The 26,887-nt window shown below is 70.0% G+C and carries 21 protein-coding genes and 3 tRNA genes; 13 read left to right on the top strand and 11 right to left on the bottom strand.

The genetic code is table 11. The annotated features are described in order from the left end of the window. Positions 1-42 precede the first annotated feature (42 nt). From kdsB to AC1G9L_RS13135, 7 genes are all read left to right on the top strand, one after another. On the top strand, positions 43-822 hold the full coding sequence (kdsB, locus tag AC1G9L_RS13165) for a 3-deoxy-manno-octulosonate cytidylyltransferase (protein ID WP_481069277.1): 780 nt from the start codon (positions 43-45) through the stop codon (positions 820-822). Then, positions 819-1,307 carry a low molecular weight protein-tyrosine-phosphatase gene (locus tag AC1G9L_RS13160; protein ID WP_481069275.1) on the top strand — a complete coding sequence of 163 codons (489 nt, stop codon included), beginning with the start codon at positions 819-821 and terminating at the stop codon, positions 1,305-1,307. Before kdsB ends, AC1G9L_RS13160 begins: the two co-directional genes overlap by 4 nt. Further along, a complete protein-coding gene (locus AC1G9L_RS13155) occupies positions 1,304-2,725 on the top strand; it encodes a hypothetical protein (RefSeq protein WP_481069274.1) in 1,422 nt (473 codons plus the stop codon). The genes AC1G9L_RS13160 and AC1G9L_RS13155 overlap by 4 nt, the downstream gene beginning before the upstream one ends. After that, a complete protein-coding gene (gene uvrC, locus AC1G9L_RS13150) occupies positions 2,722-4,581 on the top strand; it encodes an excinuclease ABC subunit UvrC (protein ID WP_019800285.1) in 1,860 nt (619 codons plus the stop codon). Before AC1G9L_RS13155 ends, uvrC begins: the two co-directional genes overlap by 4 nt. Before the next feature lie 9 nt (positions 4,582-4,590). Continuing rightward, positions 4,591-5,226 (top strand): CDP-diacylglycerol--glycerol-3-phosphate 3-phosphatidyltransferase, encoded by a 636-nt coding sequence (pgsA, locus tag AC1G9L_RS13145; protein ID WP_010342633.1) that lies wholly within the window; start codon positions 4,591-4,593, stop codon positions 5,224-5,226. Positions 5,227-5,262: 36 nt separating this feature from the next. Then, positions 5,263-5,338: transfer RNA gene (locus AC1G9L_RS13140), tRNA-Gly, on the top strand. Between the two features lie 551 nt (positions 5,339-5,889). Then, on the top strand, positions 5,890-6,714 hold the full coding sequence (locus tag AC1G9L_RS13135; RefSeq protein WP_019800286.1) for a glycosyl hydrolase family 18 protein: 825 nt from the start codon (positions 5,890-5,892) through the stop codon (positions 6,712-6,714). Positions 6,715-6,911: 197 nt separating this feature from the next. Here AC1G9L_RS13135 and AC1G9L_RS13130 read toward each other — a convergent pair whose 3' ends face one another. Further along, the gene (locus AC1G9L_RS13130; RefSeq protein WP_019800287.1) at positions 6,912-8,096 is read right to left on the bottom strand and encodes a hypothetical protein; all 1,185 of its coding nucleotides are present in this window, start codon (positions 8,094-8,096) and stop codon (positions 6,912-6,914) included. Between the two features lie 388 nt (positions 8,097-8,484). On the opposite strand from AC1G9L_RS13130, the gene AC1G9L_RS13125 reads away from it, so the two are divergent. Continuing rightward, a tRNA-Cys gene (locus tag AC1G9L_RS13125) sits at positions 8,485-8,558 on the top strand. Between the two features lie 570 nt (positions 8,559-9,128). Here the strand turns inward: AC1G9L_RS13125 and AC1G9L_RS13120 are convergent. From AC1G9L_RS13120 to AC1G9L_RS13110, 3 genes are all read right to left on the bottom strand, one after another. After that, on the bottom strand, positions 9,129-9,812 hold the full coding sequence (locus AC1G9L_RS13120) for a S1 family peptidase (RefSeq protein ID WP_343242788.1): 684 nt from the start codon (positions 9,810-9,812) through the stop codon (positions 9,129-9,131). A 429-nt stretch (positions 9,813-10,241) separates the two neighbouring features. Next, a complete protein-coding gene (locus tag AC1G9L_RS13115; protein WP_481069273.1) occupies positions 10,242-12,404 on the bottom strand; it encodes a TonB-dependent siderophore receptor in 2,163 nt (720 codons plus the stop codon). Between the two features lie 159 nt (positions 12,405-12,563). Then, the gene (locus tag AC1G9L_RS13110) at positions 12,564-12,959 is read right to left on the bottom strand and encodes a DUF2628 domain-containing protein (RefSeq protein WP_019802298.1); all 396 of its coding nucleotides are present in this window, start codon (positions 12,957-12,959) and stop codon (positions 12,564-12,566) included. A gap of 227 nt (positions 12,960-13,186) precedes the next feature. Here AC1G9L_RS13110 and AC1G9L_RS13105 point away from each other — a divergent pair, with 227 nt between their 5' ends. After that, positions 13,187-13,654, top strand: a complete 468-nt coding sequence (locus tag AC1G9L_RS13105) for an STY0301 family protein (protein ID WP_019802299.1) — start codon at positions 13,187-13,189, stop codon at positions 13,652-13,654. A 9-nt stretch (positions 13,655-13,663) separates the two neighbouring features. Further along, positions 13,664-13,972, top strand: coding sequence for a hypothetical protein (locus tag AC1G9L_RS13100; RefSeq protein ID WP_019802300.1), 309 nt, complete (start codon positions 13,664-13,666; stop codon positions 13,970-13,972). Between the two features lie 332 nt (positions 13,973-14,304). Here AC1G9L_RS13100 and AC1G9L_RS13095 read toward each other — a convergent pair whose 3' ends face one another. From AC1G9L_RS13095 to AC1G9L_RS13070, 6 genes are all read right to left on the bottom strand, one after another. Beyond that, complete coding sequence (locus AC1G9L_RS13095) at positions 14,305-16,512, bottom strand: hypothetical protein (protein ID WP_481069272.1); 2,208 nt, start codon at positions 16,510-16,512, stop codon at positions 14,305-14,307. Beyond that, complete coding sequence (locus tag AC1G9L_RS13090; protein WP_481069271.1) at positions 16,499-17,701, bottom strand: DUF3142 domain-containing protein; 1,203 nt, start codon at positions 17,699-17,701, stop codon at positions 16,499-16,501. Before AC1G9L_RS13090 ends, AC1G9L_RS13095 begins: the two co-directional genes overlap by 14 nt. 158 nt (positions 17,702-17,859) lie before the next feature. Beyond that, positions 17,860-19,470, bottom strand: a complete 1,611-nt coding sequence (locus tag AC1G9L_RS13085; protein ID WP_019800334.1) for a hypothetical protein — start codon at positions 19,468-19,470, stop codon at positions 17,860-17,862. Positions 19,471-19,597: 127 nt separating this feature from the next. After that, the gene (locus AC1G9L_RS13080; RefSeq protein ID WP_481069270.1) at positions 19,598-22,627 is read right to left on the bottom strand and encodes a TonB-dependent receptor domain-containing protein; all 3,030 of its coding nucleotides are present in this window, start codon (positions 22,625-22,627) and stop codon (positions 19,598-19,600) included. A gap of 67 nt (positions 22,628-22,694) precedes the next feature. Beyond that, the gene (locus AC1G9L_RS13075; protein ID WP_481069269.1) at positions 22,695-23,744 is read right to left on the bottom strand and encodes a FecR family protein; all 1,050 of its coding nucleotides are present in this window, start codon (positions 23,742-23,744) and stop codon (positions 22,695-22,697) included. Next, positions 23,725-24,297 carry an RNA polymerase sigma factor gene (locus AC1G9L_RS13070; protein WP_481069268.1) on the bottom strand — a complete coding sequence of 191 codons (573 nt, stop codon included), beginning with the start codon at positions 24,295-24,297 and terminating at the stop codon, positions 23,725-23,727. The genes AC1G9L_RS13075 and AC1G9L_RS13070 overlap by 20 nt, the downstream gene beginning before the upstream one ends. Positions 24,298-24,545: 248 nt before the next feature. Between AC1G9L_RS13070 and AC1G9L_RS13065 the strand changes: the two genes are divergently transcribed. The 3 genes from AC1G9L_RS13065 to AC1G9L_RS13055 all read left to right on the top strand — a co-directional run bounded on the left by AC1G9L_RS13065 (position 24,546) and on the right by AC1G9L_RS13055 (position 25,914). Then, positions 24,546-25,004 carry a hypothetical protein gene (locus AC1G9L_RS13065; RefSeq protein WP_019800394.1) on the top strand — a complete coding sequence of 153 codons (459 nt, stop codon included), beginning with the start codon at positions 24,546-24,548 and terminating at the stop codon, positions 25,002-25,004. Positions 25,005-25,023: 19 nt separating this feature from the next. After that, a complete protein-coding gene (locus tag AC1G9L_RS13060) occupies positions 25,024-25,497 on the top strand; it encodes a DUF4087 domain-containing protein (RefSeq protein WP_481069267.1) in 474 nt (157 codons plus the stop codon). 341 nt (positions 25,498-25,838) lie between these two features. After that, positions 25,839-25,914 (top strand) — tRNA-Gly (locus tag AC1G9L_RS13055). Between the two features lie 153 nt (positions 25,915-26,067). On the opposite strand, the gene AC1G9L_RS13050 is transcribed toward AC1G9L_RS13055, so the two are convergent. Next, on the bottom strand, positions 26,068-26,862 hold the full coding sequence (locus AC1G9L_RS13050; RefSeq protein WP_019800396.1) for an MmyB family transcriptional regulator: 795 nt from the start codon (positions 26,860-26,862) through the stop codon (positions 26,068-26,070). Positions 26,863-26,887: the final 25 nt, after the last annotated feature.

Here is a 26,887-nt window from a genome sequence, read left to right as displayed (position 1 = left end):
CGAGTTCCAGCGTTCAGCCATGACCCTGCGCGCGGGCGCCGCATGAGCGCGCCGCCCCCCTTCGTGGTCGCCATCCCGGCCCGCTATGCCGCCTCGCGGCTGCCGGGCAAGCCCTTGCGTGCGCTCGGCGGCGAGCCGTTGATCCGCCACGTGGCCCGGCGTGCGCTCGCCGCCGGTGCCACGCAGGTGTGGGTGGCCGCCGACGATACGCGCATCGCCGCCGCGGTGGCCGACCTGGACGGCGTGCACGTGGCCACGACCTCCAGCGACCACGCTTCCGGCACCGACCGCCTGGCCGAGTGCGCCGACGTCGCCGGCTGGGACGATGCGACCCTGGTGGTCAACCTGCAGGGCGACGAACCGTTCGCGCCGGTCGCCGGCATCGTCGCGGTGGCCCGGACCCTGGCCGACAGCGGCGCCGAGATGGCGACCCTGGGCACGCCGGTGGACGCGGCCGAACACCTCTTCGATCCCAACGTGGTCAAGCTGGTGCGCCGCGCCGACGGCGATGCGCTGTACTTCAGCCGCGCGCCGCTCCCCTGGCACCGCGACGCCTTCGCCGCCTCGCAGGCGCAGCTGCCGCTGCCCGGCCCGTGGTTGCGGCATATCGGCATCTATGCCTATCGCGCCGGCTTCCTGCGCCGGTTTGCGACGATGCCGCCGGGGCAGTTGGAGCGGATCGAGTCGCTGGAACAGTTGCGGGTGCTGGAAGCCGGCTTCCGTATCGCGGTGGCGCTGTCGCCGGCGCCGTTCCCGCCCGGCGTGGACACGCCCGAGGACCTGGCGCGCGCCGAGGCCTATCTGCAGGGCGGCCAGGCATGAAGCTGCTGCTGGTGTGCCTGGGCAACATCTGCCGGTCGCCGATGGCCGAGGGCGCGCTGCGCCACCACCTGCAGCGCTCGCCGCTGGCGAGCGTGGTGGAGGTCGACTCGGCCGGCACCGGCGACTGGCACCGCGGCGAGCCGCCGGACCGGCGCGCGGTGGCCTGCGCGGCCGCGCACGACGTGGACATCGCCGGCCTGCGCGCGCGGCAACTGCGCGACCGCGACTTTGCCGAATTCGACTGGCTGCTGTGCGCCGATGCGGCGAACCTGCGCGACGTGCTGCAGCGCGCACCGGCGTCGGCGCGCGAGCGCGTGGCGCTGTGGCTGCCGTGGGCCGGCGTGCAAGGCCGGAGCGAGATCCCGGATCCGTACACCGGCGGCAGCGCGCAGTTCGAGCAGGTCTGGCAACTGGTAGACGAAGCGGCCGCCGGCAGCGTGGCACGAATGTCCGCCGACCTCGGCTCCGGCATAATCGGCCGATGAATTCCATCGCCGCCCTGGAACTTCCCGCGTCCGGCGCCTGGCTCAACGCCGAGCCGATCCGCCTGCGCGATCTGCAGGGCCGGGCGCTGGTGCTGGCCTTCGTCAACGCCGCCTCGGTGTGGTGCGCGCAGCGGCTGGCCGAACTCGGCCAGTGGCAGGCGCGCAATCCCGGACGGCTGCAGGTGATCGTGGTGCAGGTGCCGCGCTTCGACAGCGAGCGCGAGCCGCAGCGGGCACTGAAGCTGCTGCGCAGCCAGGGCGTGTCCGCGCCGATCCTGCTCGATGCCGATTGGGCCGCCTGGCAGCGCTTCGACATCCAGGCCTGGCCGACCTTGGTGCTGATCGACGCTGGCGGTGTCGAGCGCGAGCGCCTGGTCGGCATCGGCGGCGCCGAACTGGACAAGGCGCTGCACGCGCTGTGCGCCGGGCAGCCGTTGCCGCTGGACGAGGACCTGCGCGACGCCCGCGAGACCCAGCCGGAGCCGCGCCTGCCGCTGCGCTTCCCGACCGGCCTGGTGGTGGCCGACGACCTGCTGTACGTGGCCGACAGCGGCCATCACCGCATTCTCGAATGCAGCACCAATGGCCGCGTGCTGCGCCAGTTCGGCATCGGCACCGCCGACTTCATCGATGGCGCGATCGGCGAGGCGGCATTCCACCGTCCGCGCGGGCTGGCGCTGGAGCGCGGCGTGCTGTACGTGGCCGATACCGGCAACCATGCGCTGCGCCGGATCAACCTGCTCACCGGCCAGATCGACACGCTGTGCGGCAACGGCCGCGCCGGCGAGCCGGTCGAGGGGCGGGTGGAGCAACCGTTGCTGGCGCCGCTGAACCATCCGCAGGACGTGGTGATCGCCGACAACCAGGTGCACCTGGCGATGGCCGGCGACAACCGCATCTGGAGCTACGACCTGGGCAGCCGCAGCCTGCGCTGGCGCGCGGGCGCCGGTGCGCTGGAGTTGCGCGACGGCAGCGGCCACCTGGCCGCGTTCGCGCAGCCGTGCAGCCTGGCCGCGGTACAGCAGGTGCTGTACGTGTGCGATGCGCTGGGCTCGGCGGTGCGCTCGATGCAGTTGCGCGGGGACCTGGTGCAGACCCTGCTCGGCGGCCAGGGGCCGTGGGATTTCGGTAACGAGGACGGGCCGCGCAGCCGTGCCCGCCTGCAGTTCCCGCAGGCGATCGCGCTGAGCCCGGACGCGCCGCTGCTGTGGATCGCCGACAGCGGCAACGGCAGCCTGCGCAGCCTGCGCCTGGGCGGCGGCGAACTCTCCACCGCGGTGTTGCCGCGGCGCCTGCACGGCCCGGGCGGGCTGGCGGTGAGCGTGGGCACCGTGTGGATCGCCGAGACCGATGCGCATGCGGTGCTGCGCTACGACATCGCCAGCGGCGAACTGCGCGACCTCGCGATCGGCGAATGAGTACCCCCGAATTGCCCCCGTTCGACGGCAAGGCCTTTGCCGCCAACCTCAGTACCGCGCCCGGCGTCTACCGCATGTACGCCGCCGACGACACCTTGCTCTACGTCGGCAAGGCCGGCGCGCTGCGCAAGCGCGTGTCCAGCTACTTCAGCGGCTCGCCGAAGAACGCGCGGACCATGGCCATGCTGGCGCAGGTGGCGCGCATGGACGTCACCGTCACCCGCAGCGAGGGCGAGGCGCTGCTGCTGGAAAACCAGCTGATCAAGTCGCTGTCGCCGCGCTACAACGTGTCGCTGCGCGACGACAAGAGCTATCCCTACGTGCTGCTGACCCGCGAGGAGTGGCCGCGGATCACCCTGCACCGCGGCCCGCGTGCGGTGCCCGGCCGCTATTTCGGGCCGTATCCCGGCGTCACCGCGGTGCGCGAGACGCTGAACCTGATGCACAAGCTGTTCAAGCTGCGCAGCTGCGAGGACAGCGTGTTCCGCAACCGCTCGCGGCCGTGCCTGCAGTACCAGATCGGCCGCTGCAGCGCGCCGTGCGTGGCGCTGGTGGCGGCCGACGAGTACGCCGAGGCGGTGCGCCGCTCCACGCTGTTCCTGGAAGGGCGCAGCGACCAGCTCGGCGAGGAACTGGTGCAGGCCATGCAGGCCGCCAGCGAACGCCTGGAGTTCGAGCGCGCCGCGCGGCTGCGCGACCTGCTCGGCTCGCTGCGCAGCATGCAGAGCCGGCAGTACGTGGACGGCCGCGCCGCCGACCTCGACGTGCTGGCTTGCGCCACCCAGGGCGCCAACGCCTGCGTGCTGCTGCTGGCGTTCCGCGACGGGCGCAATCTCGGCACCCGCGCGTTCTTCCCCAAGACCAATGGCGAGGACAGCGCCGCCGAAGTGCTGGGCGCGTTCGTGTCGCAGTACTACGTCGAGCACGCGCCGCCGCGCGAGGTGCTGCTGGACCGGGAGATTCCCGACGCCGAGCTGATCGAGGCGGCGCTGAGTTCGGCGGCCGAGCGCAAGGTGCAGCTGAAGTGGAACGTGCGCGGCGAGCGCGCCGGCTACCTGGAGCTGGCCAGCCGCAACGCCCAGGCCACCCTGGTCACCGAACTGACCAGTCGCAACGCCCAGCACGCGCGCAGCGAGGCGCTGCGCGAGATGCTCGGCCTGGCCGAGCCGGTCAAGCGGGTGGAATGCTTCGACATCAGCCACACCATGGGCGAGGCCACGGTGGCCTCCTGCGTGGTGTTCGATGCCAGCGGCCCGGTGCGCAGCCAGTACCGCCGCTACAACATCAGCGGCATCGAGCCGGGCGACGACTACGCGGCGATGCGCCAGGCGATCGAGCGCCGCTTCCGCCGCGCCGCCGAAGGCGAGGGCAAGGGCGACGTGGTGCTGCCGGACGTGCTGCTGATCGACGGCGGCGCCGGCCAACTGGCGCAGGCCAATGGCGCGCTGGCCGACCTGGGCGTGGACGGGGTGCTGCTGATCGGCGTGGCCAAGGGCGCCGAGCGCCGCGCCGGCCACGAGACCCTGGTGATGCCGGACGGGCGCGAGTTGCGGCCGGGCGCGGCGTCGCCGGCGTTGCAGTTCATCCAGCAGGTGCGCGACGAGGCGCATCGCTTCGCCATCACCGGCCACCGCGGGCGCCGCCAGAAGGCGCGCATGACCAGCAAGCTGGAGGACATCCCCGGCATCGGCCAGCGGCGCCGCGCCAGCCTGCTCAAGCACTTCGGCGGACTGGCCGGGCTCAAGGCCGCCGGCGAGGCCGAGATCGCGCGGGTGGAAGGGATCAATGACGCACTGGCTGCACGAATCTACGCTAACCTGCACGGGCTGCCGGTACCCGATCCGGCAGGCGAGTAGAGCAGCGCAATGAAGTTGACCATCCCCACCTGGCTCACGCTGCTGCGGATCGTGATGATCCCCGTGCTGGTGCTGGTGTTCTATCTGCCGTACACCTGGACCAACTTCGCCTCGGCGGCGATCTTCGGCCTGGCCGCATTCACCGACTGGCTGGATGGCTGGGTGGCGCGGCGCTACCACCAGTACTCCGCGTTCGGTGCGTTCCTGGATCCGGTGGCCGACAAGCTGATGGTGGCGGTGGCGCTGTTCCTGATCGTGCAGGGCCATCCGACGCCGTGGATGGCGTTCTGGGCGGCGGTGATCGTCGGCCGCGAGATCGCGGTGTCGGCGCTGCGCGAGTGGATGGCCGAGATCGGCCAGCGCGCCAAGGTGCGCGTGGCGATGATCGGCAAGATCAAGACCACCGCGCAGATGGTGGCGCTGCTGTGCCTGCTGTACTCGGTGATGCCCGACGGCTCGCCGCCGGAGAGCGTGTGGATGGGCCTGTTCGTCTTCCACGTCGGCGACTGGACCCTGGCCATCGCCGCGATCCTGACCCTGTTGTCGGGCATCCAGTACCTGCATGCGGCCTGGCCGAGCCTGCGCGACGACGAGCGCGCCGCGGTGGCGGAAAAGAACGCGAAAAAAATCGAAGGCAACGGTTGACAGGCTGCGTGGTCCCGGTAGAATTCGCGGCCTCAAGCGGGAATAGCTCAGTTGGTAGAGCGCAACCTTGCCAAGGTTGAGGTCGCGAGTTCGAGTCTCGTTTCCCGCTCCAGATCATGAAAACAGGACCTTCGGGTCCTGTTTTCGTTTTGGGCGATGCCCTGCGATGGTAGGCGGGGCACGTGCACGCGGCGCGACCCTCGCGCGTTGCGGCGGGGGCTTTGTCCGCTTGCCGACGGTGCGGCGTCGTGCGCAACGTTTCGCCCGGACAGCACTGCCGTCGTCTCCCGCTGTCGCAGCCGCCGTGCTCCCTGTCGCTGTCATTGGGCCGCGTGATCGCGCGACGTGGCGCGTGTGGTTTCCTTGCTCCCAACTGCGTGTGCCGACGACGGTGCCTCTTCCCGCCATTGGCCTGGTCGGTCGCGCGCGAATGCTGGCGCATTGGCGCCGGCGACCGGAATGGCGGTTCCGGATCGGGATTGTGTCGACCGCCGTGACGGCCGCCTGCGGTAGCGTCGATGGCGGCTTGCAGACCGTGCAGCGACGCCCGCCGAGAGGCAGTTGGCCCGGCCAGGGTGTGCGGGCAACGCGTGCGCCGGCATCGACTGTCAGGCGCCGCGCGGCGCGATGCCGTCCACTCACCTGCCACTTCAGGAGCTACCGATGACCTTCGAGATCGCGACCTGGTACGACACATGGAACGCCACGGGCGCCGACAATCTTGCGCAGGGCAAAGTCCCGCTCGGCTATGCGAGCCGTTACAACCTGGCGTTCGGCAGCTTCGTGCCGGCCGCCAGCGGCTACACGCTGGATCTGGACCAGCAATTCGCCATGCAGCATCTCGCCCAGATCAAGGCGCAGGCGCCGACGGCGGTGATCTATGCCGGTGTGGGCGACACCGGGCTGGCCGAGACGGCGGCCGACAACCGCAACAACGCCAACCGTTCCACGGCCAATATCGTGGCCTACCTGCAACAGCATGGTCTCGCTGGGATCAGCATCGACGCCGAAGGCGGTGGCATGCCGTTCGTCGTCGAACTGGTCGGCCAGCTCAGCGCCAGCTTCAAGGCGGCGGGGCTGGGCATCGCGGTGTCGGTGCCATGGCCTGGCGATGGTCCGGACGGCCTGTATGGCGAGGGTGCGGTGGCGGCATTCAATCAGTACGTCGATGCCGCGGAGTTGCAGGATTATTCCTCGCTGGGCACGCCGCAGGATGCGCAGGTGTGGCTCGATGCCGGAGTCAGCGCCGGCATCCTGATGGGCGGTGTGGCCACCGAGAACGGCGATGTGCAGACCTCGCTCGAGGACACCGCCGCCTGGACCAATTACGCCTTGCAGCACGGACTGCGCGGCATGTTCAGCTGGCGGCTCGACAACGATCATGGTCTGGACGGCAAGAACGAAGACGTGCAGCCGACCTTCACCGGTGCCAAGACGATCTACGACACAGCCCAGGCGCAGTCGGGCGGTACGACCGCAGCGCGCTAGCGCGTGGCGCGTGTCGCGCCGCCTGTTCGTGCGCAGCGACACGCCTTGCGGCAGCGAGCGCATCGCCGGCCACCGATGACCGGCGATGCGCAGGCGCAGCAGTGCCACCCAGTGCTGCTGCACCTCGCGCGCCAGCGGTGGCGACGCCGTGCGGACGTGCGCCATCGCGCAGACGACACCCGCATGCCTGCGCCGACTCAGGGCGCGGGGGAGACCGCGCGGAATCCAGCATGTCCGCAGGCGGCGTCGTAGGCGTAGTCGCCCGCGGCGAGCAGGTGGCGGCCGCTGTTGATGTGCGCCGGTGGCGTCTTCAGCGGTCCGCGCCACTGCACGCTGTCCGGCGTCGCCAGCTTGCCGTCGCCGACCGCGAAGCCGTAGCCGAACACCGGCTGTCCCTTGGCGTCGACGACATCGAGTCGCAGTTGGGTGGCATCCGGCACCACGCGCGTGGCATGGCCGGCCAGTTGCACGGTCTGTTGCAGGCTGGCCGGCGTGGCGGGCGGCACCACCGGATTGAGCATCATGTAGGACACGCCGGTGTCGGGTAGCAGTTTGCCGCAGACGCGGTAGTCGCTGCCGCTGTCGGGGAAGCTGGCGCAGGCGGTGGGCGCCTGCCAGTCGCTGGGCGCGGTGGCGGTGGCCGCGCCGCGCTGCAGCGGCACCAGGGCGAAACCGGTCAATGCCTGCTTGCTGACACCCAGGGTGATGCCCTTGGCGCCGACGATGTAGCCGGGGCTCATGCGCTGCGCACGCATCTGCGACAGGTTGAGAAACGGATTGCGCGCGGCGTCGACGCCGCGGTCGTAGCCCACGCCCATCATGCCGAAGCCCGGCGCAATGGTGCTGCAGTCGCGCAGCACCTGCGTGGTGCTGCTTAGCGCGGGGCTGCCGTTGTAGCCGGCGCAGGTGGCGGGTACCTGCGCCAGCGGCTTGGGTGGTTGGGCCACGCTGGCGACATCGCAGGTGCACTGCGCCGCCAGCACGGTGATGCGGTCCACGCGCGCCGCGGCGCGCTTGCCGTCGGTGGAAACGCCGAGCCGCATCGGTACGTCCACGTACTTGCCGGGGTGATACTTGCCGTCGCTCGAGTAGAAGATGTAGCCGGGCGTGCTGGACGCGTCCCAGGCGCTGCGCAGCGCGTCGCTCAACGGCACCACCACGCCCGTGGAACCGATATCGACTTCCAGCACCTGGCTGCCGCTGCTGCGGCCATCGGCATCGCTGCCGAGCTGCACGCGCACTTGGTAGGCGAATTTGGGCGTGGCCTTGGAGACCAGCGGCAGATCCACGGTCTGCGACTGCAGCGCGCAGGTCTGCGCGGTGGCGGTGGCGCTCGCGGCCAGGCAAAGGACGGTGCCGCTCCAGCGTTTCCATCGGTTCATGGCGATGCCTCGGTTGGGTGTGGCGCCATGCTAGAGCGCAGCAGAACGGCGATCGCGCGCGGAGGTGCGCGATACGGCGCTTGTCTACTGCCACCGGCATGGCGCTGTGGTGGGCATTCCAGTCGTCGTGGGGCGGCACGCGCGTGTCGTAGTGTCCGCAGTGCGCTCTTCGCAAACGCTGAGCACGCGCAGCGCAGGGTTGCCAAGCCGGGGAGCTTGGTACACAATGCAGTCCGTTGTGCGTCGGGCTGATTCAAAAACATCTTTTGAATCAACGTGCTGGACGAAAGCCGTAAGGCGTTGTCCGATTCCCGCGCCAGGGGGCCCCGGCAGCGGGGCTTTGTTTTTGTCGGGCGCCATGGGCGTTGCGACAAGACGTCAGTCCACCGGCCTGGTGGCAGAGTGGTTATGCAGCGGACTGCAAATCCGCGTACGCCGGTTCAATTCCGACCCAGGCCTCCATTTCGTTTCAACGACTTACGTTCGTTTTTGCGGGTCCTGATCTTTCCGCAATCCAGGGGCTTTTTCCGCAATCGTCAGCGCATTTGGGGTCAACTTTGCCCCGTAGCGATTGCGCACATAGTGCTCGGTCATAACCACCGATCTGTGTCAGACCTGCTTCTGGGCCTGCCAAATATCGCCCGCCTCATCTGCTGACAGCCTCTTACTGCTCGTCCTTGATGCACAGGTCCCCGCTGGTCTCGCGCAATCCTTTGATGCCAGTGCACTGATTCGGCATCGCGGTGTAGCTTCGTTCACGCGCGAATTACAGATGTACGATATCGGGGCTTTCTCGCGGTTCGCGCTGACGTGCCGCTGCCCGCGATGGCACACCAAGTCACGTACTGACGGACGTGAATGGGCTTGATGGTTTGCGGCGCCGCAGGCGGGTCGGCATGCGGCGGCGTCGAACGTAATGCGCCCGCCCAGCTATGAGCATAGGTTGCGAGAGATCTTGTTCGTCTCGCTCGCGACGCACACGACCAGTTCGGCATCTGCCAAGTCGTGATCTCCGGCGATAAATGTGAGCATTTAAGTTGAAGGCCGGGCTAGACCGATGGGGTTGTTCTTGATCAACTCTAAGATGATGCGGATGTTGGTTGACTCGATGATTCCGGTATTCGCCCTGTAGACCAATGAGTGCTCCGAGTCACCCTCGTATACAGGCTCGGCTACATATCGGAAGCTGGTCACGACACTGCAGACCTGAAAATCATTTGAGCCTGGTGGAATAAAAACTACAGGCCCGCCAGAGAATCCAGGGTTGTTGAGGCCGTCTAGAAATATTGTTTCGAAACCATCTGCAACGACCATGGCGGAAACAATTGCTTTTTTGACGAAGGGAAGGGGGTATTTCCCATTAAGTTCGGGGGGCACTTCTGCACGCCATCCGTATGGGAAGCCAAGAAAAAATACATCTTGGCTCCATATCAGGCCTTTGCTGCTCGCCTCCAAGGGCAGGCGCTGGGACAGTTGCATGGAGGAAGCAAACACCGCTACATCTCCTGCTTCGTGGGTGCCAACTAGCTCGACAGGCATGCCTCGCCATTCCTTGCCTTGCCAGATGCCAATATAATCACCTGATTCCCATTGCTCAAGCAGGTGATTAGCCGTCACCAAGTACTGAAGACCTTGGACTTCTATGGTAAATAGCGTTCCCACATTATCGCCAATCTTAACTTGACGAACGCAGTGCAGAACATTTGAGTTGATCATGCGCAAGCTGCCTCTCGTCTGCGTATTGGGGGCTTCCTGTCTAGGCGTCGCTAGTGAAGCGGAAGGCTTTGATCCTAGTCGGAAACGCTACATCAAGTCGCAGCTAATTGGCTATTCCGGACTCGTGACTCATGTCAACTAGAACAGTCGCCAGTAGGCAGCGGAAGACGCAGTCGACCGGGAGGTTGCGTCCGACAAGTGGCAGGCCTGAGCCCAGCCAGTTGGGATTCTTAGCCTGCCTTCGATACGCCATTTGACGGCGTCTGAGGCGCGATGTTTACCCAGTAGGTCCTGCTCCGAAGCGTTCATGACGCAATAGAACATCCATCTTGGGTCGGACATGATCGGATCCGATGGCGACATGGTCCGAGCCTCGACATAAGGAGACATGTGCGCGATCGCTCCTCTGGCCATCGCGCACACGCGGCCTCACCAGCGATACGTCGCCGTCGCGGTGACCCGACGCTGCTCGCCGTAGTAGCAGTTGTCGTAGGCGTCGCAGTTGCTGAGGTAGGTCCTGTCGGCGAGATTGCGCACGTTCAGAGCGAAGTTCCAGCGGTCGCGGTCGTAGCCGAGCAGTGCGTCGAACAGGGTGAATGCCGGCACCTCGGCGCGCGCGGCGTCCAGGTCGCCGCGATTGGCGCCGGTGTAGCGCGCGCCCAGGCCGACGCGGATGCCGCTGTCGAAGCGGTAGTCGCCCCACAGCGCGGCGGCATGGCGTGAGACCGCTGACAGTGGCTTGTCCAGTTCATCTGGATTGCTGCTGGCGGTGACGTGCACCGTCGGCGTGTAGCTGTAGGAGCCGATCAGTTGCAAACGCGGCAGCGGGTGCAGCGTCGCCTCCAGTTCCAGGCCGCGGACCAGGGTCTCGCCGGTCTGGCGCGGGACGTAGTCCGGGTCGTAGGTCAGGTAGTTGCGCCGGCGCAGGTCGAACACGGCGGCGCTGTACGACTGGGTGCCGCCGTCGGGCTGGAAACGCAGGCCGGCTTCGTACTGGCGCCCGCTTTCCGGGCGGAACGCGCGGCCGCTCAGCGGGTCGCGCGTGGCGGTCGGCACGAACGATTCGCTGTAGCTCAGGTACGGCGCCCAGCCGTTCGCGGCCACGTAGGTCAGGCCGGCGCGCTTGCTGGCCTTGCCTTCGACGATGACGCTGCGGCTGCCGTCCAGGCGGCTGTCGAGCCGGCTGTCGGCGCGGTCGTAGCGGGCGCCGAGGGTGAGCAGCCAGCGCTCGCGCCAGCGCACCTGGTCCTGCACGTACAGGCCGGTCTGGCTCACCGTGGCGATGCCGTCGTACCACGGCGCGGGCATTCGCACCGGGTCGCCGTAGACCGGATGGCGGATGTCCAGCGGCGTGGTGGTGCCGCCGCTGTGGCTGACCTGGTCGATGCGCGTGCGCTGGTAGTCCAGGCCGAACAGCAGTGTGTGCTGCACGGCGCCGGCGTGCAGGCGCAGCTCGAGCTGGTTGTCCAGGTTCAGCGCGTGCACCGTTTCCCTGCTGTCCGAGGCGGTGCGGCGCAGTCGTGCGAAGTTGGCCGGGTCCAGTGGATCGGCGGGATCGTCGATGATGAAGCCGCGTCCCTGCACGCTGCGGTAGTCCACCTTCAGGCGGCCGTAGCGTGCGTTCTGGCGCAGGCGCAGCACGTCGTTGACGCGGTGTTCGAACAGCGCGGCGAGCATCGCCGTGTCCAGGTCGAAGCGGTTGTAGGTGGGGTCGCTTTCGAACAGGCGGCTGGGGAGATAGGTGCCGATCGCGGTCGGCACCAGCGATCCCACCGCCGGCCGCATGCGCAGGTACACGCCGGCGCGGGTGCGGCCGAGTTGCGAGAGCAGGGTGAGGCGGGTGGCCGCGCTGGGCGCCCAGGTCAGCGCCGGGGCCAGGAAGCGGCGGTCGTCGCGCATGCCGCCGGCCGGCAGTTCCGCCTCGCGCGCCAGGGCGGTGAGGCGGTACAGCACGGTGCCGTCCTCGCTGAGCGGCCCGGACAGGTCGCCGGCGAGTTGCCGGCGTTGGTGATCGCCGAGCTGCACCTGCAGCTCGTGCAGTGGTTCGGCGGTCGGCCGCTTGCTGATCGCGTTGACCAGCCCGCCCGGGCCGCTCTGTCCGTACAGCACCGAGGCCGGGCCGCGCAGCACCTCGATGCGCTCGGTGCCATAGCGTTCGATCGGCCAGATGCCCCAGTTGCCGTTGTTGCGCAGCGGCATGCCGTCCAGGTAGAAGCCGGGCGCATAGGCATCGAAGCCGCGCAGCGAGATCCAGTCGTAGCGCGAGTCGGTGCCGTAGCGGGTGGGGATCACGCCGGGCGTGTAGCTCAGCGCGTCCTTGAGCGTCTGCGCGCCCTGGGTCTGCATGCGCGCATCGTCGATCACCGACAGCGACTGCGGCGTTTCCAGCAGGCTGGTGTCGGTCTTGGTGGCGGTGCTGCTGCGCGTGCCGGGATCGCTGCGCTCGCTGACGCGCACGGTGGGCAGGGTGGTGGCGTCTTGCGCATGCGCGGCGTGCGGGCCGGCCGTGACAAGGACGGCGATGGCGGCGGCCAGCGGTGCGACGCGGCGGGTACGGCGCGCGAACGCCGGGCGGTAGAACATGGGCGACATCAGGCGGCTCCTTCGTTGCGATGCCTGTGCGCGACGAACGGGTCGCACAGGCGGAGGGAAGGGCTGCCTGGGCGCGGGCCTGGGTGGCGGGGTAATGATGGGTCCGCCGCCGTTGCGGCGGCGGACGCTGCGTGTGCTGGGCGTTGCGCGAGCGGGCGCTTACCAGCGGATGCCTTCGAACGGGTTCCAACTGGTGCTGCCCTTCACCCTGTCCAGATAGTAGGCGTAGTTGGCGGTCATGCCGACCAGGATTGAGTAGGCGATGCCGAAGGCCCGGGTGGCCGCGTCCGGCAGGAAGGTCAGCACGATGCCGCAGCACAGCGAGATGGCGAGCAGCATCAGCGCCTTGCGCCACAGCCCGAGCACGAACAGGTAGATGAAGCCGAAGAAGAAAGCAAACCAGTTCATGTTGAGGCGCAGCTTCTCCTTGAACGGCAGCGCCTTCATCGCCTCCTTGAAGCTTGCCGACTTGGGTTCGCCGTAGGTGTCGTAGAAAGTGAAGCGGAACTGCCATTTCGGGCTGTACTGGCTGTAGTCGTGGGTCGTGCTGTGCATCGGGGTTCTCTTCTTCGGGTGGTTGGGGTGGGGGAATGCCGGAGCGTCGACGCGCGCGACCGCGCCGGTCGGGCGAGGTGGTGGCGCGTTGACCTTTGGCGATGGCGTGGGCACCGTAGGCGCGCTCCGCCGAGCTGGCTCGCCGTGTTTGCGGGGGGCGCCGGGAGTGGAAGGCCAGGAGGGACGCCCTGGCCGGTCTTGATGCCGCAGTCGACCAGGAGCTCGCGATGGTTCTGAAGGACATCTCCGCTACGGCACGCCGCGCGCTGCCGCTGCTCGTCGCCACCCTGTTGGCGGTGCCGGCCGCAGCCAGGCAGACGCTGCAGTGTCCCGAGCGCCTGCGCGTGGCCGAAGCGCCATTGCAGAGTCCCGACCTGCCGGCCGACGCCCGCGTCGCATTCGCCGCCGCGCCGTCGCTGCGGCTGTTCTCCAGTGGCGTCTATTCCGGGCCGCCGCGCGAAATGGCGGCGCTGGTGCCGAGCAACGAGGACACGCGCCGCCCGGGTGATGCGGGCGTGTCGATCTGGCGCTTCGATGCGCCCGACCCGCACGGTCTCTATCTGGTCTGCGGCTATGGTCCCGATGGCCTGGTGCAGGTATCGCGGCGCGTCGGCGACGTCGCGCGTTGCGAGGCGAGGTCACTGCGTCCCAGTGGCGCCGAGCCGGCTGCCGGCACCCTGTTCGTATGCGAGTGAGGCCGCGCGATGGCAGGCGCGCGCAAGCTCGTGGCGATCACCGCGCAGGTGCTGTCCTGGAGCGCCTATGCGTTGGGCATGCTGCTGCTGTACGCCGTGTCCGGTAGCCCGTACGCATGGGTGGACGGTCCCGATCCGCAGCTGTCCTCCGCCAACTTCCAGCACAGCGGCAACGGGTGGCTGGTCGGCCTGTGCGTGCTGGCCGCGCTGCTGCTGGTGCAGGGCGTGCACGCGCTGCTGAGCCGCAGCCGCAGCGTGCGCCTGTGCTGCCTGGCTGCGATGGTGATCGCCTGCCTGGCCTGGTACTGCTGGAACTGAGCGCAGTCTCCAGACCGCGTGCATGCGGGACTGACGCAGGCACGCGAACGCCACGCGGCGCATGCCGCGAGCGGTGACGTCCTTGTCGCGCGTGGCGCGGTGCTGCATCGGGAGAACGGTTGTCCAGGACGGCAGAGCGGCCGGCGCCGCGTGCGCCGACGCGATTCCAGCCCGAAAGGGAAAATCCTGGTGAAGAGACGAGCGAGGGAGGGCGATCCCTACCTGGGGAGTCGGGATTGGGGATTGGTCAGGGCGGTGTAGCGCGGGCCTGACGGTTTCGTCGGTGATGGCGCGCGGCCGCTGTCATGTGCTCGCCTGGCTTGGCGCGTGGCTCAGCCCTGTGGCGTCCGATTTGCGCTGTCGCGCGACTTGCCCCGCACGCGCCGACGCAGCAGCCAGGCCGCCGCGGCCAGCAGCGCCAGCCCGGCCGCGCCCAGGCCGACGCGATGCGTGTGCACGAACTGTCGCACGGCCTGACCGCGCTCGATCCACAGACGCCGCCGCGCACCTTCGAAATCCGGCGTCTCGCAGGCGCCCACGCCGAACACATAGGCCTTGCCGGGCACCGGGTTGAGGGCGCCGTGCGCGACATAGCGCTGGTAGGAGCGGCGCGCCTGCGCCGGGTCGAGGGTGATCAACCAGTCGGTGGCCTGGCACAGCACCGCGGCGTAGGCCTGGCTGCGTGCGGGCAGGTCGTCGGCGGCGCGATCGGCCAGGGCGGCGGCGATCCAGCGGTAGTGGTAGCGGCGGTAGGGCTGGGCGGCGGTAGCGGTCCAGCGCTGCGCTTCGGCGGCGGCGAGCAGACCGCCTGGGCGCACCTGCGCATGCGGGGCCGCTTCGGCGAAGTTGCCGGCGTACACCCGGTTATCCGGCCCCAGCTCATAGCCCAGCAGTTCCATGCCCTGGCGGCGCGCGATCAGTGCGGCCCGGTAATGGCCCTCGGCGCGGCCGATGCCGGTCCAGGCCGATGCGCCCTGCCGCCGCGCATCGCGGTAACGGCGAGCCGCCTCGCGCAGTTCGGCCTGGGCGAAGTAGGGCAGTGCCTCGTCGTAGCGGCCGTCGCGCATCAGCCGGCGCGCCAGCAGTTCGCGCAGTTTCAGCGCCGGTGTCCGCTCCCAGTACTCCGCTGCCGCATCTGCGGCGGTCGGCGGCGCAGCGGGGACGTGGCGATCCACGTAGTCCTGCAGTTCCTGCACGGTGAGCACGCGCTCGGCGACCGCCGCGGCGTCTTCCCAGTAGAGGTCGCCGCTGCGGTACAGCTGCGCGAACGCGTCCACGTAGCTGCCGCGTTGCAGGGCCAGGATCGCCGCTTCGCCCTCGATGCGGCACTGCGGCTTGACCGTCTCGTTGCTCCAGTCGCCGTTGCGGCGCGTGCCCCAGTCTTCGTTCGGCGGGAAGCGCCGGGATGCCTGCGCATAGGCCTGGGCGGCGCGTGCCGCGTCGCCGTCGCGCAGCGCCATCTTCGCGCGCAGCCACCAGGCCAGGCCGCTGTCGCCGGCATGCGCGAGCAGGCGCGCGGTGGCAGGGTAATCGCCCTGGCGATAGGCCAACGCCGCCAGCCGGTCGGCGTCTTCCACCGGGTCGCGCTGCGCCTGTTCGAGCAGGCGCAGGAAGCGCGCCGAGGACAGGGTGCTGCCGGTCTCGGGGTCGAATGCAGTGGTGTCGCTGAGCAGTTTGGCGATCAGCAGCCGTCGCACCGCCTGTTGCTGCAGCAGCGGCGCCAGTTCGGCATCGCGGCGGCCGGCGAGGTCGGCGGCTATCTGCTTGAGCGAACTCATGCCGGTGTCAGAGCCCTGCGCCGCCTGCACCGCGTACAGGCCGATCGCGCCGTTCCAGTCGCCGCTGGCGAGCAGCAGGCGCGCCTCCTCGCCGAGGCTGGCGATGCCCAGCTCCAGCGGGTCGTCGAACCCGGCCAGGCGCAGCGCACGGGTCTGCTGGAAGGCTTGCCGCGCCTGCTGTCGGTACGTCTGCCGCTGCGCCAGTGCATCGCCGGCCAACGCGCCGTCGGCGGCCAGCGCCAGGCTGCGCCCCAGCGAGTAGGCGGCCCAGGTGCTGCGCGATCGGCGCTGCGCTTCGGGCAGGGCCAGCACCTTGCGGAAATAGTCCGTAGCCTGCGGATAATGCCCCTGCGCGAATGCGACCGCGCCGGCGGTGTACAGGCGCAGTTCCGGCGGCAGGTCGACCCCTTCGCGCTCGACGCGCCGCGCGTCGTCCAGCGCGCGGAGGTGTTCGATCCGGGCGAACCGCGCAGCGCCCAGTTGCGTGCGTTCGACGGCATCGTGCTGCTGCGGGAACTGCGCGCCGGCGTCCCAGTAGCGCGGCAGGGTCGCTGCGCTGGCACGGCCGAGGCCGTCGATCGGCGCACCCAGGCGTTGCACCTCGCGGGCGAAGCTGCCTTCCGGCAACTGCGCCAGCGCGCCGGCGCGGTCGTCGAGCAGACGGTACGGAAACTCCGGGCCGCAGGCGCGGGCGCGGCCCAGCGGTAGCAGGATCAGCGCGACGGCGAGCGCGGCGGCGCGCTGGGAATCACGGCAGGACATCGATGGCACCTGTGTGCAGGTTGCGGCAGCGGACCCAGCCGAGCGCACGGCGTTCTCCGGCGGCCAGGGGCGAGGAAGCGGTGGTGCGGTCGAAGCGGGGTCCCTGCTCCTGCAGGTGCAGCCGGTAATCGCCGAGGGCGTCGCCGGCCTCGCAGGCGCTGCCGTGCAGGACCACGTGCCGCGGCAGCGCAGCCGCGGCGGTGCAGTGGTTGGCCAGGATCAGGTCGTAGACCGGGCCGCTGCCGCTGGCGTGGACCTGCACCGCCGCCTGCAAGGGACGCCCGTGCACCACCGCCTGCAGCGTCGCCAGCGGCCAGGCGCGGCGATCGCCCGGCAGCGGCAGGCGGAACCAGACGATGCCGGCCAGGTGCGGCGGGCGGTGCGCGCGCAGCGCCTCGACGAAGACGGCCAGCTGCTGCGGCGACACGTGCAATTCGTGGCGCGTGCCGCGTGCCGACAGCGGCGCTTCGCTTTCGATCAGCGGTATGGCGTCGGTATCGGCATCGGCGTTGTCGACCAGGGCCACGCCGTAGGCCGGCAGGGCCAGCCAGAACGGCCTGGCGCTGCGCTGGGCGTAGCGGTCGGCCCAGCGTCGCGCCTGCGCCGGATCGAACAGGCCGGCCGCAGGCGCGTCCACCGCATGCACCTGCAGGACCGAACTGTCGACCGTGCGCAACAGCGGCGCCAGCGCCGGGCTGTCCAGCCAGGCGGGCAGGGCGGTGATGCTCAGCGCCAGGTCGGCCGGCAGCGCGCCGCGCAGCTGCCGCAGCAGCACGGCGTAGGCGGGCAGGCGCGCGGTGGCGCAATCGTGGTCGATCTCCACGCCGCGCAGCGCCACGCCGGCCGCGCGCCAGCGGCGCACCAACTGCAGGACCTCGGTGTCGATCCGCGCCGTGTCCAGTGCCGGCAATTGGCCGTCCAGCCGCACCACCGCGATCACCGGGCGGCGATCGGCGGCGAGCTGCCGTAGATCCACCGCGGCGCGGCCCCAGCCGGCGCGCGGATGCGCCTGCAGCGCCAGCACGCGCAGCGCTGCAAAGTCCGCGCGGGTTTGCGCCAGCGCCACTGCATGCGCGGCGCTCCATTGCCGTTGCCAGACGTAGACCTGCTGTTCCAACGGTGCCGGTGCCGACGCCGCGCAGCCGACCAGCAGCAGGCTCAGCCCGAGGAGCGCGTGGCGCAGTGACACGGCGGCCGGGTCAGGACACGCGCGGCCACACGCGGCCGCAGCGTGGCCACTGCACCTTCGCGCGGGCAGTGTGCGAAGCGTGGCTCATGCGCCGGCGATCACGAGAACAGCCCGAACAGGCGCTTCTTCGGCTTGGCCGCCAGTTGCCGGGCCAGCTCTTAGCTCTCGCGCACGTCCGCGCGCTCGTGCAGCGCCAGCGAGCGCTCGAAGGCGGCGACCGACGCGGGATAGGCGCCGAGGTTCATGTGGCAATTGGCTTCCATCATGTACAGCTGCGCCGCCGAACCGGGGTCGGCCTGCAACAGGTTGTCGTCGAGCAGGGCGCGCGCCGCGTCGCAGGCCGGCAATGCGCTGCGATAGTCCTTGAGCACGTAATGGCAGTTGGCCTGGTAGTAGTGCGTGTAGAAGTCGTCCATGCCGTCGCGCTGCACGGCGAGGAAGTCCTGCAATGCGGCCTTGGCGTCCGGCAGATAGTACAGCAGCAGGTAACCGCGCCCGTGCCGCGCGCGCTTGCCTGCCTGGGCGTCCTGCTGCTGCGTGGCCTGGGCGATCAAGGCGCCGTAGGCGTCGACCGCGGCCGGGTACGCGCGCGCCTCGCCGAGCGCGCTGGCATGCACGAACAGCGTGTCCAGGTCGTGCGGATTCGCCTGCGCGGCCGCCTGCGACAGGTCGGTGTCGACCTGCTGCGGCTGCAGCCGGCCCAGCGCCCGCGCCGCGGTCAGGCGGTGGTGCGCCTGCACCAGCGCGTACAGGCGCAGCAGGTCCGGATCGGCCTGGGCGTCGTCGGGCAGCGCCTCGAACGCCTCCTGCGCCGCATCGGCGATTTCCAGCACGTCGGCATGGCGGCCGACGCGGTTGAGATGGCTGCACGCCGCCTGCGCGCAATCCAGGAACAGCGGGGTGTCCAGATCGTAGTCCAGCATCAGGGTCAGCGCCAGCTCCGCCGCCTCGGCGTGCATGCCCTGGTAGCGATAGGCCGTGCGCAGGTTCTGGTACAGGAACTGGAACTGGCTGTGGCGCAGGCCTTCCTCGAGGATGGCCTGCGCCTGCGCGTACAGCCCGCGGTCCAGGTACAGCAGGCCGAGGTTGTTGCAGCACATCGCGAAGCTGTGGGTGTCGGTGTTGCAGGTCGCCGCATCGCCCAACTCCAACGCCTGCCGGAACAGCGTGGTGCCGTGCTCGTAGAGTGCGAACTGCACAGCGTCGACGTAGCCCGCGTCGGCCGGATCCATCCCCGCGTGCTTCCATTTGCCGATGGACACGCCGGCGCCGTAGTAGTGGCAGGCATGACGGTCGCGGAACTCCAACTGCAGCAGCTGAGGCGATTGCCCGGTAGGCAGCGCTTCCATCTCGAACAGACGAACCTGCAGATCCACCTGTGGCTGCAGCGCATGCGCCGTGCGGTAGGCGTCGATCGCGGCGGCGGGTTCGTCCAGCCAGTAGTGCGCGCTGCCCAGCAGGCGGTGCGCCTCGGCGTCGTGCGGGGCCAGGCCGATCGCGCGCTCGGCCCAGGCGGCGACGGTGCGCAAGGCCTGCGCGCGGTCGCTGCCGAAGTGTTCGCTGCGGTCCAGGTAGACCAGGCACTTCAGCCGCCACGGCGCCGCCTCGCCCGGGGTGGCCTGGATCCGCGCATCGCAGCGCTGCATCAGCAGATCGAGGTCGGCCGCCTGCAGATGGTTGAGCACGGTGGTGCCGGACCACAGCGTGTACAGGCCCTCGAGGTCGTCCTGGTGGAGGGCGGCCATGCCGCGTTGGATCAGGGTCTGCATGCAGCGGATGCTCCGGGACAGGACGGTGCGGGAGCCGGCAGCAGCGCGCGGCAGCGTCTCCCGCGGGGGACGTTGCGGTAGATAGACGAGCCAGTCGCGGCTTTCCCTACCGTGCCGCCTCGCGCGACTAGGGCGCCGCCGCCCCGAAGCGCCGGGTGTACTGCACGAACAGCTGGCGGCCGACGGTGTCGAACCAGGACATGTCGTAGAACGGGTACACCGTGGCGCTGCGATCGCGCGGTGGCATCGCATCCAGCAGGTTGGTCGCGGCCAGCGAGAGCGTGCTGCGCGCGTCGAGCCGGCATTCCACGGTGGCGTTGACGCGGTAGCTGGCGCCGATCCAGGCCGATCGCCCGCTGCCGGCATCGTAGCGGCCGAAGGCCGATTCCCAACTGGGCAGGCGCCCCAGCCGTTGCGCATGCAGGGTCGCCGACCAGGCCTGGCGCGACCAGCGCAGGCTGGCGTTGGCCTTGGTGCGCGACATGTCGACTCCGCTGTTCGCCGCGAACGCGTCCTGCATCGGCTCGCCGGCGTAGAGCTGGGTGCGGTACTGGCGGACCCAGGTGTAGGCCAGCGACACGTCGAACGTCCCGACGCGCGTCTCGCGTTGCCCGTGCAGCAGCGCATCGACGCCGCTGGTGGTGGTGCGCGCCAGGTTCATCGGTGCCAGCGCGACGGCGTAGAGCCGGCCGTCGGCGCTGCGGACCACGCGGGCGATGCTCTGCTGGCAGGCGGGCGAGGCGAGCGGGCGGCGGCCCAGGCGGCAGTCGGCTTCGTCGCGCAGCGCGCGGTCGGCGAACAGATCCTGCACCTGGTCGCGCAGATCGATGGCGAAGTAATCCAGGCTCAGGTCCAGCCCCTGCCGCGGCGACCACACCAGCCCGGCCGTCCACGAACGGCTGGTCTCCGGCTTCAGGTCCAGGTTGCCGCGGCGCCGGCGCAGCAGCGGTTCGCTGTCGAAGCGGCAATCGGCCGCGGCCACGGTGGCGTCTTCGCGGGCGCAACGCACATAGTCCGTGCCCACGCTTTCGTCGATGCCCTCGCCGGCGTAGAGGTAGTGCAGGTCGGGTGCGCGGAACGCCAGACCCTGCGAGGCGCGCAGCAGCAGGCGGTCGCTCGGTCGCCACTCCAGGCCATTGCTCCAGGTCAAACGGCCGATCTGGCGGCCGGAATAGGCATAGCGGTCGTAGCGCACCGCGCTGTCCACGGTCAGCGGCTCCAGCAGCGGCAGGCGCAGTTCCGCGGCCAGCGCCCCGCGCCGACGCTGGCCGGCGCCGTCGGCGTCGCGCCAGCTGTAGTAGTAGGACTGGGTCGCCAGCGGGTCGGGGTGCAGGGCGTAGGCCTGCGTGCCGACCTCGGCGGTGAGGGCGAGGCCGGCACCGCCGCCGCGCAGGCCGAACAGTGCCGGTTGGCGCAGGGTCAGCGTGGCCGCGTCGACCCGGGTTTGCGGTCGGTAGGTGGTGCGTGCGGCGATCGCGGCGTACTCGGCCGGCGTCAGCGCGGTGTACAGCCGTGCGGGGTCGGCGTCGAACATCGGATAGCCCGAACCCGGGTCCACGCCGACCTGCTCGCCGAGGAACAGGGCATTGGCACGCGCGGCGACGAGCTGCGGCCAGGTGGTGCGCAGGCGCGCCTGGGAGTGGCTCAGCACCGCCTCGTAGGCCCAATCGCCGCTGCCGAGCGCGCCCTCGACGCCGGTGGCCACGCTGAGCCGCTGCTGCCGGTTGTGGACCATGCCCACGTCCAGCCCGCCCATTTCCTCCGGGGCGAACTGCCGGCTCCAGTACTCCACCTGGGCGGTGCGGCGGTTGTAGAAATAGCCTTCCTCGTTGCCGTCCGGGCGCATGTAGGCCCAGGTCTGGACGCCGCGCATCAGCGCGATGTCCTGCAGGCCCACCTGCACGTCAGCGAACCACTCGGCACGCGTGCCCAGCGCGCGGTGCAGCGTGGCATAGGCATCGAGACTGCGCCGGCGGTGCAGCACGGTGCCGTAGCCGATGGCGCGACGGCTCCCGCAGTAGTAGCCGGGCAGGCCGCCGCCGCCTTCGCCGTCGCGCGCGCTATAGCCGGTGTCGTGATCGTTGAGCGAGGCCAGCCGCGCACAGGTCGCCGCGCCCGGATCGAGATACACGTCGTTGGCATCGGTGCGCAGGAACGCGCGCCGCGGTGCCGCCGCGCGCGCGGTGGGGGCGTCGCTGCTGGAATCCTGGCGGGCACGCTGATATGCCCATAGCGGCTGTTGCAGATTCGCCTCGACGCTGACCAGGCCGGACAGCGTCTCTCCAGAGAAACCGTGGGTGAGACTGGCCTGCAGCGTGCGTGCGTCGCCGCGGCTGCTCTGGCCGACGCGGGCGTCCACGGTGGTGCCGTCGGCGTCGCGCTTGAGCAGGATGTTGATCACCCCGGCGATCGCGTCGGAGCCGTAGATCGCCGAGGCGCTGCCGCTCAGCACCTCGATGCGCTCGACCATGGCCAGCGGGATGCTCGCCACGTCGACGAAGTTGCTGCGCCCGTTGAACGGCAATGGGAAGTCGGCCACGCGGCGGCCGTTGATCAGCACCAGGGTGTGGTTCGGACCCAGCCCGCGCAGGCTTACCTGTTCGGCGCCCGGCGTGTAGTCGGCGCCGCTGGCCGATTGCTGGCTCTGGGTCTCGCCGCCGTTCTGGGTCAGCGCGCGCAGCACATCCGGCAGGCGCTGGAAGCCGTTGGCGCGGATCTGCCCGGCGTCGATCGCCGTCACCGGCGCCGGCCCCTCCAGTTGCGCGCGCGGGAGGCGCGAGCCGGTCACCTGCAGCGTGGCGAGTTGCGCCGTCGCCGCGGCAGCGGGTGGCACAGGCGCCGGTGCGGCGACCGCGGCCATGCGCCGCAGCACCAGATCGCTGCCCTCGCGCCGGGCCTGCAGGCCGGTGCCCTGCAGCAGCGCGTCCAGTGCCTGCAGCGGATCGGCGATGTCGTGCACGCCGCGGGTGGACAGGTCGCGGACCAGGTCGGGCCGATACAGCAGTTGCAGGCCCGCCTGCCGCGCCAGCGCGTTCAGTGCCGGCGCCAACGGCCCGGCCGGGATGTCGAAGCCGCCTGGCTGCGCGATCGCCGCGGCGGCTGCCGTGGCGAGCAGCGCGCCCCACGTCAGTCTCCGCTGGATCGCGCGATGCGACATCTCCATCTCCTGGTGGTGCGACGGAACGAGGCGGGCGGCGCGGCGCAGCACGGCGCGGCTGCGGCGGCTAACGGCGGTGCAGGATCACCGCTTCCGCATGCGCTTCCATGCGGACCGGATACTCGCGTTCCAGCAGCCGCGCGAAGCCCTCCAGGTCGTTCCAGCGGACGCTGCCGCTGATCCGCAGCGCCTGCAGCGCCGGATCGGCCAGCACCAGCGGCCGCCGGTTGAAGCGGTTGATCTCGGCCACCGCCTGCGGCAACGCCACGTCCTCGAAACTGAGGTAGCCCTGGCGCCAGTCCAGTTGTCGCTCCGCCTCGGCGATGCTGCTGCGCTGCACGCGCGCGCCCTGCGTGTCTGCCGTGGCGATGCTGCCGGCCGGCAGCAGCACGGCCTGCGTGCGGTCCATGGCGTCGGTCTCCTCCATGCGCACCATGCCTTCGGTCACCACCACGCGCAGCGCATCGTGGTCCTGGCGCACGTCGAAGCGGGTACCGACCGCGACCACGCGACGCACGCCGCTCTGCACCACGAACGGTCGCGTCGGATCCTTGCGGACCGCGAAGAACGCCTCGCCTCGCTGCAGCACCACCCGGCGCGCCTGCGGCCCGATGCTGGCCTCGAGCAGGCTGTCGCTGCTCAGCGTCGCCTGTGAGCCATCGGCGAGGGTGACGGTGCGCAGTTCGCCGATGTCGGTGCGGTAGGCCTGGGCCATCGGCATCCCGGGCGCCAGGCGAAGATACAGCCCGGCGGCGACCGCGACGCTGGCCGCGGCCCCGAGCGCGGCCAGCAGCCATCCGCGGCGACGGGAGGCGGCACGCTGTCGCATAGCGCCCGCGCGCTTTGTGGTCGGTGGCGGGAGCGACGGCCCCGGCGTCACCGTCAGGCCCGTGCTCAGGCCGCGCGGCGCCGGATGCCCCGCGGGAATGCCGGCGCCCAGCGCGCGCAGGCGCGCGGCTTCGTTCCAGGCCACGTCCAGGCGCAGAAACGCGACCCGGTGCGCGGTGGACGCCTCCAGCCATGCGTCGAGTTCGGCCTGGTCCGCCTCGCGCCAGGTGCCGCTTTCGCGCCGTGTCAGCCACTGCGCGGCCAGCGCTTCAATCGCCCAGCTTTCCATCTTGCGGTTCCTGCAGCACGACGGGCATCGGCGCGGCGGTCACCACCGCGCCATGGAAATGATCGGCGAGCAGGCGCACGCCCTTGGCCATGTGTTTCTCGACGGTCTTCTCGCTGATTCCTAGGCGCACCGCCACCTCCTTCTGCGAAAGTTCCTCCACCCGCCGCAGCCAGATCACCTCGCGGCAGCGGTCCGGCAGCCGGTCCAGGGCATGGGCCAGCCGTGCCAGCACCTGGCGGCCGCCGAGCCAGCGTTCCGGCGAGCGTTCGTCCACCAGGACGTTCAGGTCGTCCGGATTCCCCACCGCCTCGATGGAGACGATACGGCTGCGCCGCACCCGGTCGGCCATCAGGTTGCGCGCGGTGGCGAACAGGAACGCCTGCGGGGTGTCCGGCAAGGCGCGCCGCGCCGCTTCGTAGACGCGCGTGTAGACCTCCTGGCGCAGATCGTGGATCTCCTGCGGATGCGGCCAGCAGCGCATCAGGTAGGCGATGAGTGCCGACTCGTGGGCGAGGATGTGCTGGGCGAACCAGCGGTCCAGTTCATTCGCCATGGCATCGCTCGATGCAGGCGCGCCGCGCACGCGCGCGGCAGCGCAGGCGCTGCGCATACGCGTCACGTCGCGGAGGCGGCGGTGCTGCCAGGGAACCGCCATGGCGGCAAAGCAGGGTGCGTCCTGTCACTGTGCTACTCCTCGATCCGCTGCCATGGGGGAAGCGGCGGTCTGCTTCGTCTATTCCAGCACGGGCCGAGGCGATCGGCCCGGTCACTCCATCTAGTTTCCCACCAAGGACCCGGCCAATGCACCTGCTGTCCCGTTTGCGTCACCACACCTTCGCCCTCCTGCTGTGCGCGCTGCCGCTGGCCGGCGCCACCACCAGCGCATCCGCCGAGCCAGCGCGGCCGGAGGTGGCCAAGCAGGTCAAGGCCTACGCCTCGGCCGACGGCGTGAAGGTGTCGACGCTGCGCTATGGCCCGCGCGAGCGCCAGCAGGCGCTGATCCAGGTCATCGACGCGGACAGCGCCATCGACGGCAGGATCCTGCTCGCCAGCACGCGCAGCACCGACAGGGACACGCGCTACACCGTGCAGCTCGACGGCCGCCCCTACGTGCTGCTGATCGTCAGCGAGGCCGCGGGCGAGCTGTACGTGCCGGACACGCCGAAGCCGACCTCGGTGCGTTACGACGCCGATCTGTCGGCGCAGAGCAATCCGGAGCACTACCTGACGGACTACCAGGAGCAGGGGAACGGGCGCTGACGCGCTGCGGCGTTCCGGCATGCCGGCACAGGTCGTTTTTGCGATGATGCCGGCCTCGCCATTCGCGCCTGACCTCATGCCCCCAACGCGCCCCGTCCTGCAGTGCATGCGCGTCATCGGCGCGGCCTTGGTCGCCGCGCTGAGCCTGGTCGCTGTTGCACAGGCGGCGCCGCCTGCGCAGACCGTCACCCGCTGCGGCTGGTTCGACAATCCCACGCCAGGCAATGCCACGCTCGTGGACAAGGACGGCGAATGGACGGTCGGCCAGCAGGGCGGGCACCAGGCCGAGGGCACGTGGCCGACGTTTCCGCCGGCGCGCTGGGTGGCGACCGGCACAGGCAGTGCCGGTTATGGCTGCGCCTGCCTCAAGGTGCGCGCGCGTGACGACACCCAGGAAGTCACCACGATCGTGGCGGCCACGGCGCAGCCCTTGAAGACCTGCCGACAGGACAAGGCGCTGCAGGGCAGGGAGCCGGAGAATCCGCTGAAGTAGCGCCTCGGTTGCGTGGCCGGTTGCCGGTGCGCTGCCATCAGGGGACGCGTTGCCGCCGAGAATGCGTTCCGATTCAGCGAGGCGGCCATGCCCGACCGAATCTCGCCATGGTCGACGTTCGCTGCGTTCAGGATCGGACGGCCGCGGTTGCGTGTCGCGCCGGCGGTGGCCGCCCGACCCGGCGTGCACGCGGCCGCTACCGATCCGACCCCAACGCCGCCGAACCGCGAACGGGAAAGGCCGGATCGCGGCCTGGCACGCCGCCAGCCGGCGGCGGACATTTTTTTGCAACGAAGGGCTAGCGCACCTCCCGGGAGGCGTGTAGAATGCGCGGCTCCCAAGCGGGAATAGCTCAGTTGGTAGAGCGCAACCTTGCCAAGGTTGAGGTCGCGAGTTCGAGTCTCGTTTCCCGCTCCAGATTGCGTCACCTGCCTCTTGCGAGGCAGGTGAAACCCCGAAAAAGGAGCTGCGGCTCCTTTTTTCGTTTCCGCAATTCGTCTTTTCCGAAGAACGCCGGCCCCGGCCTTGCGCCACGACGTCCTCGGCATCACGAACACGCCCGGCGTCCGCTCACGCAAGCGAGCCGGCGAGGAGCGCCTGTCTGGTCGCATCGTCGGCGGGGTAGAAGCATTCCAGCGTCAGCTCCGCCAGGGTCACGTCCGTTGCGGTACCGAAGACGGTGGTGGTGGAGAGAAACGACAGGATGCTCCCGCTGGCTCCGCTGCGGATCGAAAGCGGCACCGCGATCCGCGCGGCAGCGCCGTGCGGGCGATCGCTGGCCGGGCAGGGGAAGCCGTTGAGTTCGGCATGCAGCCTTTCGAGTGCGGGATCGGCGGATCGGTCGATCTCGAGGCGAAGCCGGGCCAGCAGATGGTGCCGCCATTCGGCGAGGTTGGCGATGCGCGGCGCCAGGCCATCGGGATGCAGGGTCGCGCGCAACACGTTGAGGGGCGCCGCCCGCAGCGCCGGATCGATGCCGACCAGCATCGCGGCCGCTGCGTCGTTGGCGCGCACCAGGTTCCAGTGACGGTCGACCGCAAGTGCAGGAAACGGAGCGTGAGCGCGCAGCACCGCGTCGACGGCCGCCAGCGCGGCCGCCATGTCGGGCGCGTCGAGGGCGCGCTCGCCATGCACGGGCGCATAGCCCGCGGCGTGCAGCAGCCGGTTCTGTTCCCTGAGCGGCATCGCCAGCGGTTCGGCCAGTCGCAGCAGCAGATCGCGGCTGGGCGCCGCCCGCCCGCTCTCGACGAAGCTCAGATGGCGCGTGGACACCTCTGCCGCGCAGGCCAGATCGAGTTGGCTGAGCCGGCGCCTGGCCCGCCAGTCGCGCAGCACGTCGCCCACGGTGATCGCGTGTGTGGTCATGTCCTCATCCTAGCGACCTGCGGCG

This window comes from Xanthomonas sp. NCPPB 1132, from assembly GCF_056629235.1.
The sequence above is the reverse complement of the archived record's forward strand: the minus strand, read 5'-3'. Positions and strand labels throughout refer to the sequence as shown.